This window comes from Pseudomonas sp. BJa5 (genome assembly GCF_030272875.2).
Classification (GTDB): Bacteria; Pseudomonadota; Gammaproteobacteria; order Pseudomonadales; family Pseudomonadaceae; genus Aquipseudomonas.
The window spans coordinates 100,797-115,408 of sequence record NZ_JALRNG020000013.1; the positions used below are offsets into that span (position 1 = coordinate 100,797).

At 64.1% G+C, this 14,612-nt stretch carries 15 protein-coding genes; 5 read left to right on the top strand and 10 right to left on the bottom strand.

Annotation, left to right across the window (positions count from 1 at the left end):
* Positions 1-22 precede the first annotated feature (22 nt).
* The 4 genes from M2D63_RS10175 to M2D63_RS10190 all read right to left on the bottom strand — a co-directional run bounded on the left by M2D63_RS10175 (position 23) and on the right by M2D63_RS10190 (position 2,981).
* A complete protein-coding gene (locus M2D63_RS10175; protein ID WP_003260750.1) occupies positions 23-316 on the bottom strand; it encodes a co-chaperone GroES in 294 nt (97 codons plus the stop codon).
* Between the two features lie 258 nt (positions 317-574).
* Entirely contained in the window at positions 575-1,072 is a 498-nt protein-coding gene (locus tag M2D63_RS10180) for an FxsA family protein (protein WP_285862750.1), read from the bottom strand.
* Between the two features lie 64 nt (positions 1,073-1,136).
* Complete coding sequence (locus M2D63_RS10185; protein WP_285862751.1) at positions 1,137-1,868, bottom strand: HugZ family protein; 732 nt, start codon at positions 1,866-1,868, stop codon at positions 1,137-1,139.
* A 105-nt stretch (positions 1,869-1,973) separates the two neighbouring features.
* A complete protein-coding gene (locus M2D63_RS10190; protein ID WP_285862752.1) occupies positions 1,974-2,981 on the bottom strand; it encodes a DUF481 domain-containing protein in 1,008 nt (335 codons plus the stop codon).
* Between the two features lie 152 nt (positions 2,982-3,133).
* On the opposite strand from M2D63_RS10190, the gene M2D63_RS10195 reads away from it, so the two are divergent.
* Both M2D63_RS10195 and M2D63_RS10200 read left to right on the top strand, forming a co-directional pair.
* Positions 3,134-3,487: an MGMT family protein gene (locus M2D63_RS10195; protein ID WP_285862753.1), complete on the top strand. Its 354-nt coding sequence runs from the start codon at positions 3,134-3,136 to the stop codon at positions 3,485-3,487.
* 43 nt (positions 3,488-3,530) lie between these two features.
* Positions 3,531-5,081: an AmpG family muropeptide MFS transporter gene (locus M2D63_RS10200; RefSeq protein WP_285862754.1), complete on the top strand. Its 1,551-nt coding sequence runs from the start codon at positions 3,531-3,533 to the stop codon at positions 5,079-5,081.
* A 24-nt stretch (positions 5,082-5,105) separates the two neighbouring features.
* On the opposite strand, the gene M2D63_RS10205 is transcribed toward M2D63_RS10200, so the two are convergent.
* From M2D63_RS10205 to M2D63_RS10215, 3 genes are all read right to left on the bottom strand, one after another.
* Positions 5,106-6,356, bottom strand: a complete 1,251-nt coding sequence (locus M2D63_RS10205) for an MFS transporter (RefSeq protein ID WP_285862755.1) — start codon at positions 6,354-6,356, stop codon at positions 5,106-5,108.
* Positions 6,357-6,522: 166 nt separating this feature from the next.
* Positions 6,523-7,365, bottom strand: coding sequence for a mechanosensitive ion channel family protein (locus M2D63_RS10210; protein ID WP_285862756.1), 843 nt, complete (start codon positions 7,363-7,365; stop codon positions 6,523-6,525).
* Between the two features lie 114 nt (positions 7,366-7,479).
* Positions 7,480-7,965, bottom strand: coding sequence for a YajQ family cyclic di-GMP-binding protein (locus tag M2D63_RS10215; protein WP_285862757.1), 486 nt, complete (start codon positions 7,963-7,965; stop codon positions 7,480-7,482).
* A 113-nt stretch (positions 7,966-8,078) separates the two neighbouring features.
* On the opposite strand from M2D63_RS10215, the gene M2D63_RS10220 reads away from it, so the two are divergent.
* From M2D63_RS10220 to M2D63_RS10230, 3 genes are read left to right on the top strand one after another with little or no spacing between them, the layout of a single operon-like run.
* A complete protein-coding gene (locus M2D63_RS10220) occupies positions 8,079-8,996 on the top strand; it encodes a putative 2-dehydropantoate 2-reductase (protein WP_285862758.1) in 918 nt (305 codons plus the stop codon).
* Between the two features lie 50 nt (positions 8,997-9,046).
* Positions 9,047-11,083, top strand: coding sequence for an ATP-binding protein (locus tag M2D63_RS10225; RefSeq protein ID WP_285862759.1), 2,037 nt, complete (start codon positions 9,047-9,049; stop codon positions 11,081-11,083).
* Between the two features lie 2 nt (positions 11,084-11,085).
* The gene (locus M2D63_RS10230) at positions 11,086-11,646 is read left to right on the top strand and encodes a cob(I)yrinic acid a,c-diamide adenosyltransferase (protein ID WP_285862760.1); all 561 of its coding nucleotides are present in this window, start codon (positions 11,086-11,088) and stop codon (positions 11,644-11,646) included.
* Positions 11,647-11,718: 72 nt separating this feature from the next.
* On the opposite strand, the gene M2D63_RS10235 is transcribed toward M2D63_RS10230, so the two are convergent.
* The 3 genes from M2D63_RS10235 to argJ all read right to left on the bottom strand — a co-directional run bounded on the left by M2D63_RS10235 (position 11,719) and on the right by argJ (position 14,594).
* Positions 11,719-12,663, bottom strand: coding sequence for a Nudix family hydrolase (locus M2D63_RS10235; RefSeq protein WP_285862761.1), 945 nt, complete (start codon positions 12,661-12,663; stop codon positions 11,719-11,721).
* The gene (locus tag M2D63_RS10240; RefSeq protein WP_285862762.1) at positions 12,660-13,292 is read right to left on the bottom strand and encodes a glutathione S-transferase family protein; all 633 of its coding nucleotides are present in this window, start codon (positions 13,290-13,292) and stop codon (positions 12,660-12,662) included. Before M2D63_RS10240 ends, M2D63_RS10235 begins: the two co-directional genes overlap by 4 nt.
* 84 nt (positions 13,293-13,376) lie before the next feature.
* Positions 13,377-14,594 (bottom strand): bifunctional glutamate N-acetyltransferase/amino-acid acetyltransferase ArgJ, encoded by a 1,218-nt coding sequence (gene argJ / locus M2D63_RS10245; RefSeq protein WP_285862763.1) that lies wholly within the window; start codon positions 14,592-14,594, stop codon positions 13,377-13,379.
* Between the last annotated feature and the right edge of the window lie 18 nt (positions 14,595-14,612).

The window sequence follows — 14,612 nt, forward strand, 5'->3', positions numbered from 1 at the left end:
GAGTAACGGGAAACCAGCGGAATCAGCCTTCGATAACAGCGAGAATCTCGTTCTCAGCCATTACCAGCAGGTCTTCGCCGTCAACTTTCACAGTGTTGCTGCCCGAGTAAGGGCCGAAAACCACCTTGTCACCCACTTTCACGGCCAGCGCACGCACTTCACCGTTGTCCAGGATGCGACCGGTACCTACAGCGACGACTTCGCCACGGTTAGGTTTTTCAGCGGCCGAACCTGGCAGAACGATACCGCCAGCGGTTTTCGATTCTTCTTCGCTGCGACGGATAACGACGCGGTCATGCAGAGGACGAAGCTTCATTGTCGATCTCTCCTAATTGTGGTTTTCATCGGCCGGTATCGACACCGGCGGGTTGATGCTTGCGGCGTTGCCGCTCGTGGCCCGCGAAGGCGAACCACCCATGTAAAGTCTGGGGCAAGCCACCAGAAACCTTGCGGTGACCCATACATGAGGTCGCCAAGGGCAATTACAAGGCTTGGTCGTTAAATTTTTTAGCGATAGCCCCGGACAAAGCAAAACGGCCCCTTCCGGGGCCGTTTCTACAGGTATTGGCAACGCTTAATGCAGGCGAGGATCGCGAGGCTCACGTGGCTCGTGGTGCTCGTACTCACCTTCGATCACATCGGGCTGGCGCGACTGGCTGCCGGCACTGCCCGGACGGGCCATGAACGGGTCGTCGGCGAAGGCGCGCTGGCGCATGGCCTGGGCCTCGGCACGCTCACGCATCTTGCGCCCGAGCAGGCGGCGGGTGAATGGCAGCAGGCAGACCAGGCCGATGACGTCACTGATGAAACCCGGCAGCAGCAGCAGGCCACCACCGAGCGCCAGCATCAGGCCCTGGAACATGTCTTCGGCGGGCAGTTCGCCACGCTGCAGGCTTTCACGCGCGCGCAAGGCGGTGGCCAGGCCCGCCACCCGCACCACCAGCACACCCAGGGCGGAGCCGGCGATGATCAGCAGCAGCGCCGGAAAGAAGCCGATCGCGGAGCTGACCTTGAAGAACACATACAGCTCCAGCACCGGAAAAATCAGAAACAGCAGTAGAAAAGCACGCATCAAAGGATCCTCTACGCAAGATGACCTTGCAGTAGACCTTTAATGGTTGCGGTCGGTCGCTATTTCAAGCCTCGGAGTATGAACGATCCGGCCATTGATCGGCGCGGGCCAGAAATACCAGGGCTTCGCGCACTTGTATCGGCGTATTGCAAGGCGCGCCGAACGGCAACCAGTGCAGGCCCTGGCCAATGCGCAGGTGCATGCCTTCGCTGTCGATGCCGACCATCTGCGCTGCCGCACCGCGTGGCAGGCCGCTGAGCTCGACGTAGTGTTCGATGGCGTTGGCATGATCGCTGTTCATGTGCTCGATCATGCTCGCCTCGGCCTGGCCGGCAAAGGGATTGGGCAGGTTCAGGTGGTCGATCCAGTGGATCGCGCCAAAGCCGCCGATGTAGCGGTGGCGCACCGGCTTGAGCACCCAGAAGTCAAAATCATGGGCCTTGTGGTAATTGCTCGAGTCGGGGAAGTAGCGGTAATAGCGCTCGGCCGCGGCCGCCACGGCCTCGGGCGCTTCGAGCCGATGCGCCTCGGCCAGCACGGTGAGGCGACCGACCGCCTGCACATCCTCGGCGTCGCGCTCGCCGACCAGCAGCGAGCACTTGGGGTCCTTCTGCAGGTTATGGGTGTGCTGGGCTATGCGGCTGATCAGGATCAGCGGGTTGCCCTCGGCATCCAGGCAATAAGGCACCACCGAGCCGAACGGGAAGCCCGGCATCGACTTGGAATGGGTCGACAGGACCCCACGGTATTCCTTGAGCAGCAGCTCGCGGGCCTGCTGGGCGGTTTTGGTGCTCACTGTGTGACTCCCGACTCGACGATAGCGGAGGGCTGGCCGCAGGGATCAGGCGACCAGGTGATTAACCGACAAAATAATCAGTATCGCCGAGGGTTGCCAGCGCGCTTACCAGGTCACACCAAAGCCTGCGGTGTAGCGGGTCTTGTCCAGGTCGCTCTCGCGGGTGCCGCGGATGATGTCCTTCTCGGCCTTGAGGTTGAGCGAGGCCCACTCGGTGACTTTGTAGCGCAGGCCCATCTCGGCATCCAGGGCATAGTCGGCCACCCCGCCCAGCGGCTTGCCGACTTCGCCATTGGTGAAGAACTGCACGCGCTTGCCCATCAGGTAGCGGTTGTAGTCCCACTTCATGCCCAGGGAATAGAAGTTGTCCTTGCCGCCGTCGGCATATTCATAGTCGGTGCGGTTGAGCAGCGAACCCAGGGAGAACGCGCCCAGTTCATCGTCCCAGAACTGATAGCCCGGGCCGGTACCCACGGTGCGCTGGCGCGCCAGGTCTTCGATATGGTCGCGCTTGACCTCCAGGCGGCCTTGCCAGAACCATTTCTCGGTGATGAATCGGTCCAGGGCGTACTCGGCGCTCCAGTTGTTGGTGGTGGTGACGTCGTTCTTGCTTTCGCGGTTGTACTCGCCTTCGGCCTGGTGGCGCCAGCGGCCATGGCGGGCCGAGGTCTTGAAGTCGATGTCATAGTCATCGCTGTCGGTCTCGGCACGCTTGTAGTCCAGGGCCAGGTCGACATTGCCCTTCCACGAGAAGTCCTCGACCACAGGCTTGGGCTTCATGATCTGCTGGATACTGGCCAGGTCCACGGTCTTGGGCGCATCGCCATTGGCCAGGGTGACCTTGCCATCCTCGGCGGCATGCAATGCCTTGGCTTTTTCGCCGGTGTAGGCATCCTGCTTGACCAGAAGCTCCTGGTCGCTTTCCAGGGTCTTGACCTGTTTCCAGTCCAGCGCGATGGTGCCCCCATAGGTGGTCTGCAGCAGCAGCTTGCCGCCATCGAACACCGAGATCTTGCCGCTGAGCCGGTCGCCGTTCTTCATCCACACGGTATCAGCGATGGCCGGGGCGCAGGCAACAACGGCAGCAAGGAACAGCAAGACTCTGGAAAACATAAGCAAAAACGGACTCTGGTTCGCGAAAAAAGTCGGGCATTATCCAGATACCCGACCGTGGAGCAAGGACTGACCGACCCGATGCCAATGAGTTCAATTCCTGTTTGGCCGCTGGACACGCCTGTTTACCGGCCTCTCCCCGGAGCACCGCGATGAGCCCGGTACCTGGTGACCCGACGGACGACCCGCAAGCCCGACGAATGGCGCTCTATCTGGTGCTCGACCAAGTGCCGCCCGGCAAGGTGGTCAGCTATGGCCAGCTGGCCGAGCTGGCCGGCCTGGGGCGCGCGGCGCGCTGGGTCGGGCGTACCCTGAGCCAGTTGCCGGCCGACACCCGCCTGCCCTGGCATCGGGTACTGGCTGCCGGTGGTCGACTGAGCCTGGCCCTGGGCACCCCGTCAGGCGACGAGCAGCGTGCACGACTGCGGGCAGAAGGGGTCACACTGCACAATAATCGTGTGGATATGTTGCGCCATGGCTGGCGCCCAACGGAGCACAGCGGTTAGAGTGCGCGCTTTGTTTTCGTAAACTTGAGGCAGATGTTGGCCCATGCCCCGTAAAACCTGGCGCGCTGCGCTTGCTGCCTATGCCAGCCCGTCCACCCTGGTGCTGTTGCTGCTCGGCTTTGCCGCCGGCCTGCCCTATATGTTGGTGTTCTCGACCCTGTCGGTGTGGTTGCGCGAAGCCGGAGTCGCTCGCGAAACCATTGGTTATGCCAGCCTGATCGGCCTGGCCTATGCCTTCAAGTGGGTCTGGTCGCCACTGCTCGACCAATGGCGCCTGCCACTGCTCGGCAAGCTCGGTCGCCGCCGCTCCTGGCTTGCGCTCTCACAGATTCTGGTGGTGATTGGCCTGATCGGCATGGGCTTTTGCGACCCGCAAAAGCATCTGTCGTGGCTGATTGCCCTGGCGGTGCTGGTGGCCTTTGCCTCGGCCACCCAGGATATCGCCGTCGACGCCTACCGCCTGGAAATCGCCGACGACCAGCGCCAGGCAGCCCTGGCCGCCAGCTACATGGCCGGCTACCGGGTCGCCGCGCTGCTGGCCACCGCCGGTGCGCTGTTCTTCGCCGAAGGCTTCGGTTCCACCGGCTTCAGTTACCTGCACAAAGCCTGGACCGGTACCTATGTGCTGTTCGGCATCATGATGCTGCCGGCGCTGATCACCACCCTCTTGATGCGCGAACCGCCCGTCCCCCTGCGTACCCAGCTGTCGGCGGCCCGCTACGGCCTGATGCATCAACTGGCATCGGTGTTCGTGCTGATCATCCTGCTGGTCTCGGTACCGGCCATGTTCACCCAGCTGTACAACACCGATTTCGCCAGCGTGCTGTTCGAAGGCGCAAGCCTGCTCGACCTGCTGCTCGAAGACCGCGCTTTCCTGCGGGCGATCCTCTATATCACCCTGACCTCGCTGTGCCTGTCGTCCCTGGGCCGTCGCGGCCTGGCGCCGGTGCTGACACCGGTCAACGACTTCATTCACCGCTACCGCTGGCAGGCCTTGCTGCTGCTGGGCCTGATCGCCACCTACCGGATGTCCGATACGGTGATGGGCGTGATGGCCAACGTGTTCTACATCGACCAGGGCTTCACCAAGGACCAGATCGCCAGCGTCAGCAAGATCTTCGGCCTGATCATGACCCTGGTCGGCGCCGGCATGGGCGGCCTGCTGATCGTGCGCTTCGGTATCCTGCCGATCCTGTTCATCGGCGGCGCGGCTTCGGCGGCGACCAACATCCTGTTCCTGATGCTGGCCGACATGGGCCCCAACCTGCAGATGCTGGTGCTGACCATCTCCCTGGACAACTTCAGCTCGGGCCTGGCCACCTCGGCGTTCGTGGCGTACCTGTCGAGCCTGACCAACCTGAAGTTCTCCGCCACCCAGTACGCCCTGCTCAGTTCGATCATGCTGCTGTTGCCACGCCTGATCGGCGGCTACTCGGGGGTGATGGTGGAGAAGTTCGGCTACCACGACTTCTTCCTGATCACCGCCCTGCTCGGCGTGCCGACCCTGATCCTGATCGCCCTGCACTGGCGCCAGGAGCAGGGCAAGGGCAAACAGCTGCCAGCCGACAACCCGGTTGCCGAACAGCGCCCCTGAGGCCGCCTGAGGCGATTGCCGGGTTTATCCCGGCAAAGCCTCGGCCTGTTCGCCGGAAGCGCCCAGAACCACCCTCAGCGGCCACAGCGCCGAAATCCCGGCAATGCCTGCAGCCAACGCGAAGCTCAGCAGGCTGGCGCCGGCACCGAGCATCGCCAGCAACGCCCCGCCCAGGCCCAGCAAGGCAATGGTGATCATGCCCAGCATCGCCGAAACCAGCCCCTTGCTCTGTTCGCTGGCGAACAGCGTCATGCGGTACAGCACCGCATTGGCGATACCCAGGCCCAGGGCATAGACCGAAAGCCCCGCCACCAGGCTCGGCACGCCCGGCACCAGCCAGGTAGCCAGCATCATCCCCAGCAGCCCCGCCAGATACGGCCACAGCGCCCGTCGCACCAGGCTCTTGAGCGGGTAGCGATCGGCGATGCGGTTGATGATCAGGTTGCCCAGGATCAACCCGCCGAACACCGGCAACTGCCACAGTGCATAGTCCAGGGTGCTCAGGCCTTCATCGTGGATCAACAGCACCGGCGACAGGCCGATCCAGCCGATCAACGGCAGGCCGACCAGGCCCAGGGCAGCGCTGCCGGCGACGAAGCGACGGTTGCCGAGCAACTGGCCGTAGCCGGCCAGCAACGGCCGCAGCTGGATGGGCTGGAAGGCCAGGCGCGAACCGTCGCGACGCTCCACCCCCAGGGTTTCCGGCATGAAGCGGTACAACGCCAGCCAGGCCAGCACCGCACAGACGCCGAAAATCACGAACAACCAGCGCCACGACACCCACTCCAGCAGCAAGGTGCCCACCAACGGCCCCAGCAGCGGCGAAAGCAGCGCGATATTGGCCAGCAGGGCCATCATGCGCACCGCGTCGGCCTCGCTGAACGCCTCGTTCAAGGCCGGGTAGCTGACGGTCACCACAAAGCCCAGGCCGATGCCCTGCAAAAGGCGCAGCAGGTTGAACAGTTCGATGCTCTCGACCCAGAAGGTCGCCAGGCAGGCGATGCAGAAAAACGCACAGCCCCCCAGCAACAATGGCCGGCGACCATAGCGGTCGGCCAGCGGGCCGATCAGCCATTGCAGCAGCACACCGCCGAGCAGGTACAGGTTCAGGGCGTGGGGGATGAATTCGGGGCTGGCGCGCAGATCACCGACCACCACCGGCATGGCGGGCATCACCGCATCGCTGGCGAGGTAGGTCAGCAGTTCGAACAACGCCAGGCACAAGGCGAAGCACAAGGCGCGCAGGGGCGTGATGTAGATCAGGGGGGTAAGCATGGCAAGACCGGACAAACAAAAGTGAGCCAGCTTATATGCCAGAAAGACCGGGGCGCAGGTAGCGTGAAGACGTGAACAAGTGTAATGACCGTAGAAGCATCGCGGGGCAAGCCCGCTCCCACACGCAGTTGTGGGAGCGGGCTTGCCCCGCGATCACGGCCGGTACTTACTGCACCGCCGTTTCCTGCACCATGCGGATCACCCGCTGCGGGAAGGGAATGTCGATGCCCTCGGCCTTGAGGCGGTCACGGGCATGCTCGTTGAGCATGAACAGCACGTCCCAGTAGTCGGCCGTGTTGACCCAGATGCGCAGCGACACGGTGATCGAGCTGTCGCCCAGGGTGGAAATCACTGCCTGCGGCGCCGGGTCCTTGAGCACGCGTGGGTCCTGGGCCAGCTCCAGCAGTACGCCACGGGCCTTCTGCAGGTCGGCGTCATAGTCGACGCCGACATCGAACACCACCTTGCGGGTCGGCTGGCGGTTGGTGTTGGTGATGATGCCGTTGGACAGGCTGCCGTTGGGCATGATCACGGTCTTGTTGTCACCGGTACGCAGCACGGTGTGGAAGATCTGGATGCTGTCCACGGTGCCGGCGACACCCTGGGCTTCGATCCAGTCGCCGATGCGGAACGGACGGAACAGCAGGATCAGCACCCCGCCGGCGAAGTTCGCCAGGCTGCCCTGCAAGGCCAGGCCGATGGCCAGGCCCGCGGCACCGATGGCGGCGACGAACGAGGTAGTCTCGATACCGATCATCGAGGCGACACTGACAATCAGCAGGATCTTCAGGACGATGTTCGCCAGGCTGCTGATAAAACCTTGCAGCGCAAGGTCGGCGTTGCGCAGGGCAAGCAGTTTGCCCAGGCGGTAGGTCACCTTGTTGATCAGCCACCAGCCGATGGCCAGGGTCACCAGCGCCAACAACAGACGGCTGCTGTACTCCATGATCAACGGGAGCCAGGTTTGCGAAGTCTTGACCAGTTGGTCGACCTCAGCGTTGAAATCCATAATGTTCTCCTGATGCCGAGCGGCAATGAAGCTTGAAATCCCTGCCGCAATCGTTTCAGCGGCCCTAAGGACCTCGGACGCCGATTCGGCGCCAAGGTTCCCTGAACGGTGGGCTTAGTCGCGGAAATTGTTGAACTGCAGCGGCATGCCGAACTCGCGGGCGCGCAGGGCGGCGATGGCTTCCTGCAGGTCGTCGCGCTTCTTGCCGGTGACACGCACCTGCTCGCCCTGGATGGCGGCCTGGACCTTGAGCTTGGCGTCCTTGATGTGGGCCACGATCTTCTTCGCCAGTTCCTTGTCGATGCCTTCCTTGAGCACGGCTTCCTGCTTCATCACCTTGCCCGATGCGTAGGCGTCCTTGACCTCCAGGCACTGCACGTCGATCTTGCGCTTGACCAGGGCCAGCTTGAGGATCTCGATCATCGCCTCGAGCTGGAACTCGGCTTCGGCGGTCAGGTTGACGGTGAGCTCCTTCTCCTTGAACTCGAAGCTGCCCTTGCCCTTGAGGTCATAGCGGCGGTCCAGTTCCTTCACGGCGTTCTCAACGGCGTTGGTGACTTCGTGCTTGTCCAGTTCCGATACCACGTCGAACGACGGCATAACGATTCTCCAGAAAATAAATGCGCGCTCACGGCCCTGATTGCAGAGCGTGATGGAGCGCGTCGGGTTTGACGGTTAAAATGCCGGCTCATTATAACGGTTGCGAAACGCTGATGAGCAGCACCTGGCATATTCTCGGCGCGGGGAGTCTGGGCAGCCTCTGGGCCTGCCGTCTGGCCCGTGCCGGCAAAGCGGTCCGCCTGATCCTGCGCGATGCGCCGCGCCTTGCGGCCTACGAGGCGGCCGGCGGCCTGACCCTGGTCGAACACGGGCAGGCGCAATTGCACGCCATTCCGGCGCAAACCGCAGAGGACAACACGCCCATTCATCGCCTGCTGGTGGCCTGCAAGGCCTACGATGCCGAGCAGGCGGTGGCACAACTGGCGCCGCGCCTGGCCCACGGCGCCGAGCTGATCCTGCTGCAGAACGGCCTGGGCAGCCAGGACGAGGTCGCCAACCGGGTGCCCCATGCCCGCTGCATCTTCGCCTCCAGCACCGAAGGTGCGTTTCGCGAAGCCGACTGGCGGGTCAATTTCGCCGGCCACGGCTTCAACTGGCTGGGCGATCCGGCCAACCCGCTGGCCCCCGAATGGCTCGACGAGCTGGCCGACGCCGGCATTCCCCACGAGTGGACCCCGGATATCCTCACCCGCCTGTGGCGCAAGCTGGCGCTCAACTGCGCCATCAATCCCCTGACGGTGCTGCATGAGTGCCAGAACGGCGGCCTGCAGGCGCATCACTGCGAAGTGGCGACCCTCTGCGCCGAACTCGCCGAGTTGCTGCAGTACTGCGGTCAGCCCGAAGCCGCCGAAGGCCTGGGCGAAGAAGTGGAGCGGGTAATCAAGGCCACGGCCGCCAACTACTCTTCCATGTACCAGGATGTTCGCCAGGGCCGTCGTACCGAGATCCACTACCTGCTCGGCCATGCTTGCCGCGTCGCCAGCCGTCATGGCCGCGAGCTGCCGCACCTGGAGCGGCTCTACCGGCGCCTGGTCGAACACCTGAACGCGCGCGGATTGCCCAGCGACTGAGCGCAGCGTTACCCTGCCCTTTCACCTACAGACCGGGATCTGGCTTTCACATGACGCTGCGCGAACGCCTGGAGAACCTGCCGGTTGGCCAGAAACTGCTGGCCGCCCTGCTGGTGCTGTTGATCACCATCCTGCTGGTGGCCAACCTGACTTTCATCAGCGCCGCCTACTGGATCTCCCAGGAGAGCATGGCGCCCCAGGCCCTGCAGACCATCGGCCGACTGGTGGCCAACCCGCAACTGTCCACCCAGGCCGCGGACTCGCCCGAGGCCGCCAAGGCCCTGCTCAAGGAGCTGGACAGCTACACCCCCTTGCGCGCCGCTGCCGTCTACGGCGGCGACGGCAAGCTGCTGGCGCAGTTGCAGCACGGCGAAGTGCTGCCCCTGCCCAAACGCTATCGCAACATCGAGAACTGGCGCCTGACCGAGTTTCGCAGCACCCAGCTGACCCAGCTGCCACGCCCGGGCGGGCCTCCGGGCTACCTGTTGCTGGTGGCCAGCAGCGAGTTGCCTGTGGCCTTCTACACCGGCACCCTCACCGCCAGCCTGGGCATCCTGGTGTTCAGTATCTTGCTGTGGATGATCATCGCCCGGCAGATCAAGCGCCTGATCACCCAGCCGATCTACCAGCTCGAAGAACTGTCGCGCCAGGTGACCCGCGAAGAGAACTACGCCCTGCGCGCCAAGCGCGGCAACGATGACGAAATCGGCAGCCTGGCCGAGGCCTTCAACACCATGCTGTCGCGCATCGAAGCCCGCGAGCAGCAGCTCAAGCGCACCCGCGACGAATTCCAGGAAGCCTACGACCAGGCCCAGGGCCTGGCCGAGGAAACCCGCCACACCAACCGCAAGCTGGAGCTGGAAGTCCAGGTGCGCAGCAAGATCGAGAAAAAGCTCACGGGCTTCCAGAACTACCTCAACAGCATCATCGACTCCATGCCCTCGGCGCTGATCGCCCTGGACGAACAGCTCTACGTCACCCAGTGGAACCAGGAAGCCAGCGTGCTCTCCGGCACGCCGCTGGACGAAGCGCTGAACCAACCGATCTTCCTCGCCTTCGAGCCGCTCAAGCCGTTCCTGCCGCAGCTCAAGGAGAGCGTCGAGAAACACCGGGTGGCGAAGATCGAGCGGGTCACCTGGACCAAGGACGACGACGCCCGGCACTACGCCCTGACCTTCTACCCACTGATGGGCGGTGGCGGACGCGGCGTGGTGATCCGCATCGACGACATCACCCAGCGCCTGTCCCTGGAAGAAATGATGGTGCAGTCGGAGAAGATGCTCTCGGTCGGTGGCCTGGCAGCCGGCATGGCCCATGAAATCAACAACCCGCTGGGGGCGATCCTGCACAACGTGCAGAACATTCGCCGACGCCTGTCACCAGACCTGGCCCGGAACATGGAACAGGCCGACGAAGTGGGCATCGACCTGCCTGCGGTCAATCGCTACCTGGAAAGCCGCGAGGTGCCGCAGTTGCTCGATGGCATCCAGCAGGCCGGTGCCCGTGCGGCCAAGATCGTCACCCACATGCTCAGCTTCAGCCGGCGCAGCAACCGCCAGCTGGCACCCTGTGACCTGCCGGCGCTGATCGACCAGGCAGTGGAAATCGCCGGCAACGATTTCGACCTGACCATCGGCTTCGACTTCAAGGGTCAGGCCATCATCCGCCAGTTCGACCCCAACCTGGGCCCGGTGCCCTGCACCGCCAACGAGCTGGAGCAGGTGCTGCTCAACCTGCTGAAGAACGCCGCCCAGGCCATTCACCTGCGCGAAGACGACAGCGAGCCTGGCCGCATCATCCTGCGTACCCGGCTCAATCCACCCTGGGCGGAGATCCAGGTGGAAGACAACGGTGTCGGCATGCCCGAAGCGGTACGCAAGCGCACCTTCGAGCCGTTCTTCACCACCAAGGAAATCGGCCAGGGCACCGGCCTTGGCCTGTCGGTGTCGTACTTCATTATCACCAACAACCACAAGGGCCAGATGGAAGTGCAGTCGGCACCCGGCCAGGGCACCTGCTTCACCTTGCGCCTGCCCCTGGCCAATACCGCGCCGGCTGAGGTCGAGCCCCACAAAATGGAGTCATGAACATGGGTTTTCGCCTGTCGAAGATCTACACCCGCACCGGCGACAAGGGCGAAACAGGCCTGGGCGACGGGCGCCGGGTGCCCAAGGATCATCCGCGGATCGAGGCCATTGGCGAGGTCGATAGCCTCAACAGTCAGTTGGGTTTGCTGCTGGCGGGACTGGCCGAGCAAGGGCTGGACGAAGTGATCGAGGTTCTGGCGCCGTGCCAGCACCGCCTGTTCGACCTCGGTGGCGAGCTGGCGATGCCCAGTTACCAGGCGCTGAATGCCACTGAAGTGGAACGCCTGGAAGCGGCGATCGATCGCTGGAACGAGGAACTGGGGCCGCTGGAGAATTTCATCCTGCCCAGTGGTTCGGCATTGATCGCCCAGGCCCATGTCTGCCGCAGCCTGGCGCGCAGCGCCGAGCGGCGCTGTCAGCAGTTGAACGGAGTCGAGCCGTTGGCCGGGGTGGGCCTGGCGTATATCAACCGCTTGTCGGATCTGCTGTTCGTGGCGGCGCGCCTGATCGGGCGGCGCCAGGGGGTGGCCGAGGTGCTGTGGCAGGCTGCAGCTAAACCCTGAATAGCGCATCGCGGGGCAAGCCCGCTCCTACAGGTATTTGCCCTGTAGGAGCGGGCTTGCCCCGCGATGGTTTCACAGCTGCGGCCAGAACGCTCGGATCCCCGCCACGCCCTGGGCCCCATGCTGCCAGGCCTTCTCGCGTTCAGCGGCGCCCACACCGCCCAGCAGGTAGACAGGCTTGCTGAAGCCCTCGATCAGGCGTTGCGCCTGCTCCCAGCCCAACGGCACGGCTTCGGGATGGGTCTGGGTCGCCTGTACCGGCGACAGGGTGACGAAATCCACGCCCATCTGCTCGGCCAGAGCCAGTTCCTCGGCATTGTGGCAGGACGCCGCCAGCCAGCGCGCCGTCGGGAACGGACGACCCTTACTCGCGTACTTGCGCAACTGCTCGGAAGTCAGGTGCCAACCCGCCGACGGAAAATCACCCAGCCACTCCAGCGGCCCCTTGAGCATCAGTTGCGCCTTGCCCGCGCACAGCCCCACGGCATCCACCGCCACATCGCGGTACTTGGGGTCGTACATGTTCGGCGCACGCAACTGGATCAGCTTGATCCCGCCGGCAATGGCCTTCTGCATGCCACGCAGCAGATGCGGCGTCTCCAGGCCATCCGGAGTGATCAGGTACTCGCCCGGCAGGCGGGCTGCCGCCACGATCGGCCGGTTGGCTTCGGGAAACTCGTACTGTGGCAGTTCCCGCGCGGTGACCCAGGCCAGGGGCTGGCCCTCGGCACCATGAGGCTCACCGGTGAAGCCACTGACTTCCCAGACATCGAGCAGCACCTGCTTGTCGGGGTAGTCGTGCTTGATGGTGATCAACGGCCGCGCAGCGGTCACGACGATACCCAGCTCTTCGTTCAGCTCGCGGGACAAGGCGACCTGTACCGCTTCGCCCTCCTCGACCTTGCCACCGGGAAATTCCCAGAGGCCACCCTGGTGCTGGGTATCGGCACGACGGGCAATCAGGATGCGACCGTCCGCACCGCGAATGACCGCGGCGGCTACATGAACGCGCTTCACCCTTCACGCTCCGCAAGACCCGCCTTCTGCCAGGCCTGGAAGGCTGGCCACTGGTAGATGGTCTCGATGTAGGCGGCCGCTTCGGCGGGCACCTCTACCCGGTAGGTGCGCAGGCGCACGGCGACAGGGGCGAAGAAGGCGTCCGCCAGGCTTGGCGTGCCAAACAGGAATGGACCGGCCTCCTTGGCGGCCAGGCGGCATTCGGCCCATAGGGCGATGATGCGGTCGATATCGACCTGCACGTCCAGTGGCATGTTTTCCAACGCCTGGTCACGGGACAGGTCGAACGGCATGTTGCCGCGCAGGGCGAAAAAGCCGCTGTGCATCTGCGCACAGGCCGAACGCGCCTGGGCGCGGGCAGCGATGTCGGTGGGCCAGAGATTGGCCTCGGGATGGCGTTCGTTGAGGTACTCGGCAATGGCCAGGGAGTCGGCGATGACGCCGTGCTCGCACTTGAGCAGCGGTACCTTGCCGGTCGGCGAGTGTTCGAGGATACGTGCGCGGGTGTCGGGCTGGTTGAGTTTGATCAGGGTTTCTTCATAGCGGACACCGGCCAGTTCCAGGGCCAGGGCGCCGCGTAGCGACCAGGAGGAATACAGCTTGTCGCCGATGATCAGATGGTAACTCATGGTTCGGCTCCGTCAGGTTTTGGCGGGGAAGCGATCGCGGGGCAAGCCCGCTCCCACATGGGGCGGGCTTGTCACGTGATGATATTACGTCCGGTATTCGGCGTTGATCTTCACGTACTCGTGGGACAGGTCGGTGGTCCAGATGGTTTCGCTGCACTGGCCACGGCCCAGCTCGATACGGATGGTGATCTCTTCCTGGGCCATCACCGCCGCGCCCTGGGCTTCGGTGTAGGTAGCGCTGCGGCCGCCCTTGCTGGCGATGCACACGTCACCCAGGTACACGTCGATCAGGCTGACATCCAGCTCCGGCACGCCGGCACGGCCGACGGCCGCCAGGATCCGGCCCCAGTTCGGGTCGGAGGCGAACAGCGCAGTCTTGATCAGCGGCGAGTGGGCCACGGCGTAGCCGACGTCCAGGCACTCCTGGTGGTTGCCGCCGCCGTTGACTTCGACGGTGACGAACTTGGTCGCGCCTTCGCCGTCACGGACGATGGCCTGGGCCACTTCCATGCACACTTCGAAGACCGCCTTTTTCAACGCGTCGAACAGCGGGCCGCGCGCTTCGGTGACTTCAGCGACATTCGCCTTGCCGGTAGCGATCAGCATGCAGCAGTCGTTGGTCGAGGTGTCGCCGTCGATGGTGATGCGGTTGAACGACTTGTTGGCGCCGTCGAGCATCAGGTCCTTGAGCACCGCAGGGGCGACCTTGGCGTCGGTGGCGATGTAGCCGAGCATGGTGGCCATGTTCGGACGGATCATGCCGGCGCCTTTGCTGATGCCGGTGACGGTAATGGTCACGCCTTCGTACTGGAACTGACGGCTGGCACCCTTGGGCAGGGTGTCGGTGGTCATGATGCCGGTGGCGGCAGCGGCCCAGTTGTTTTCCGACAGGTCGTCCAGGGCCGCCTGCAGGGCGCCTTCGATCTTCTCGACCGGCAGCGGCTCACCGATCACGCCGGTGGAGAATGGCAGCACGGCGCTGGCCTCGACGCCAGTCAGCTCGGCAAGCTTGGCGCAGGTGCGCTCGGCTGCGGCCAGGCCCGGGGCGCCGGTGCCGGCGTTGGCATTGCCGGTGTTGGTCAACAGGTAACGCACGGTGCCCTGCACGCGCTGCTTGGCCAGGATGACCGGCGCTGCGCAGAAGGCATTGAGGGTGAACACGCCGGAAACGCTGGAGCCTTCGGCGCAGCGCATCACGACCACGTCCTTGCGCCCCGGGCGCTTGATACCCGCAGAGGCGATGCCGAGTTCAAAACCTGGAACCGGGTGCAACGTTGGCAAAGGGCCAAGACCAACAGCCATGAAAGCGCTCCTAGATAA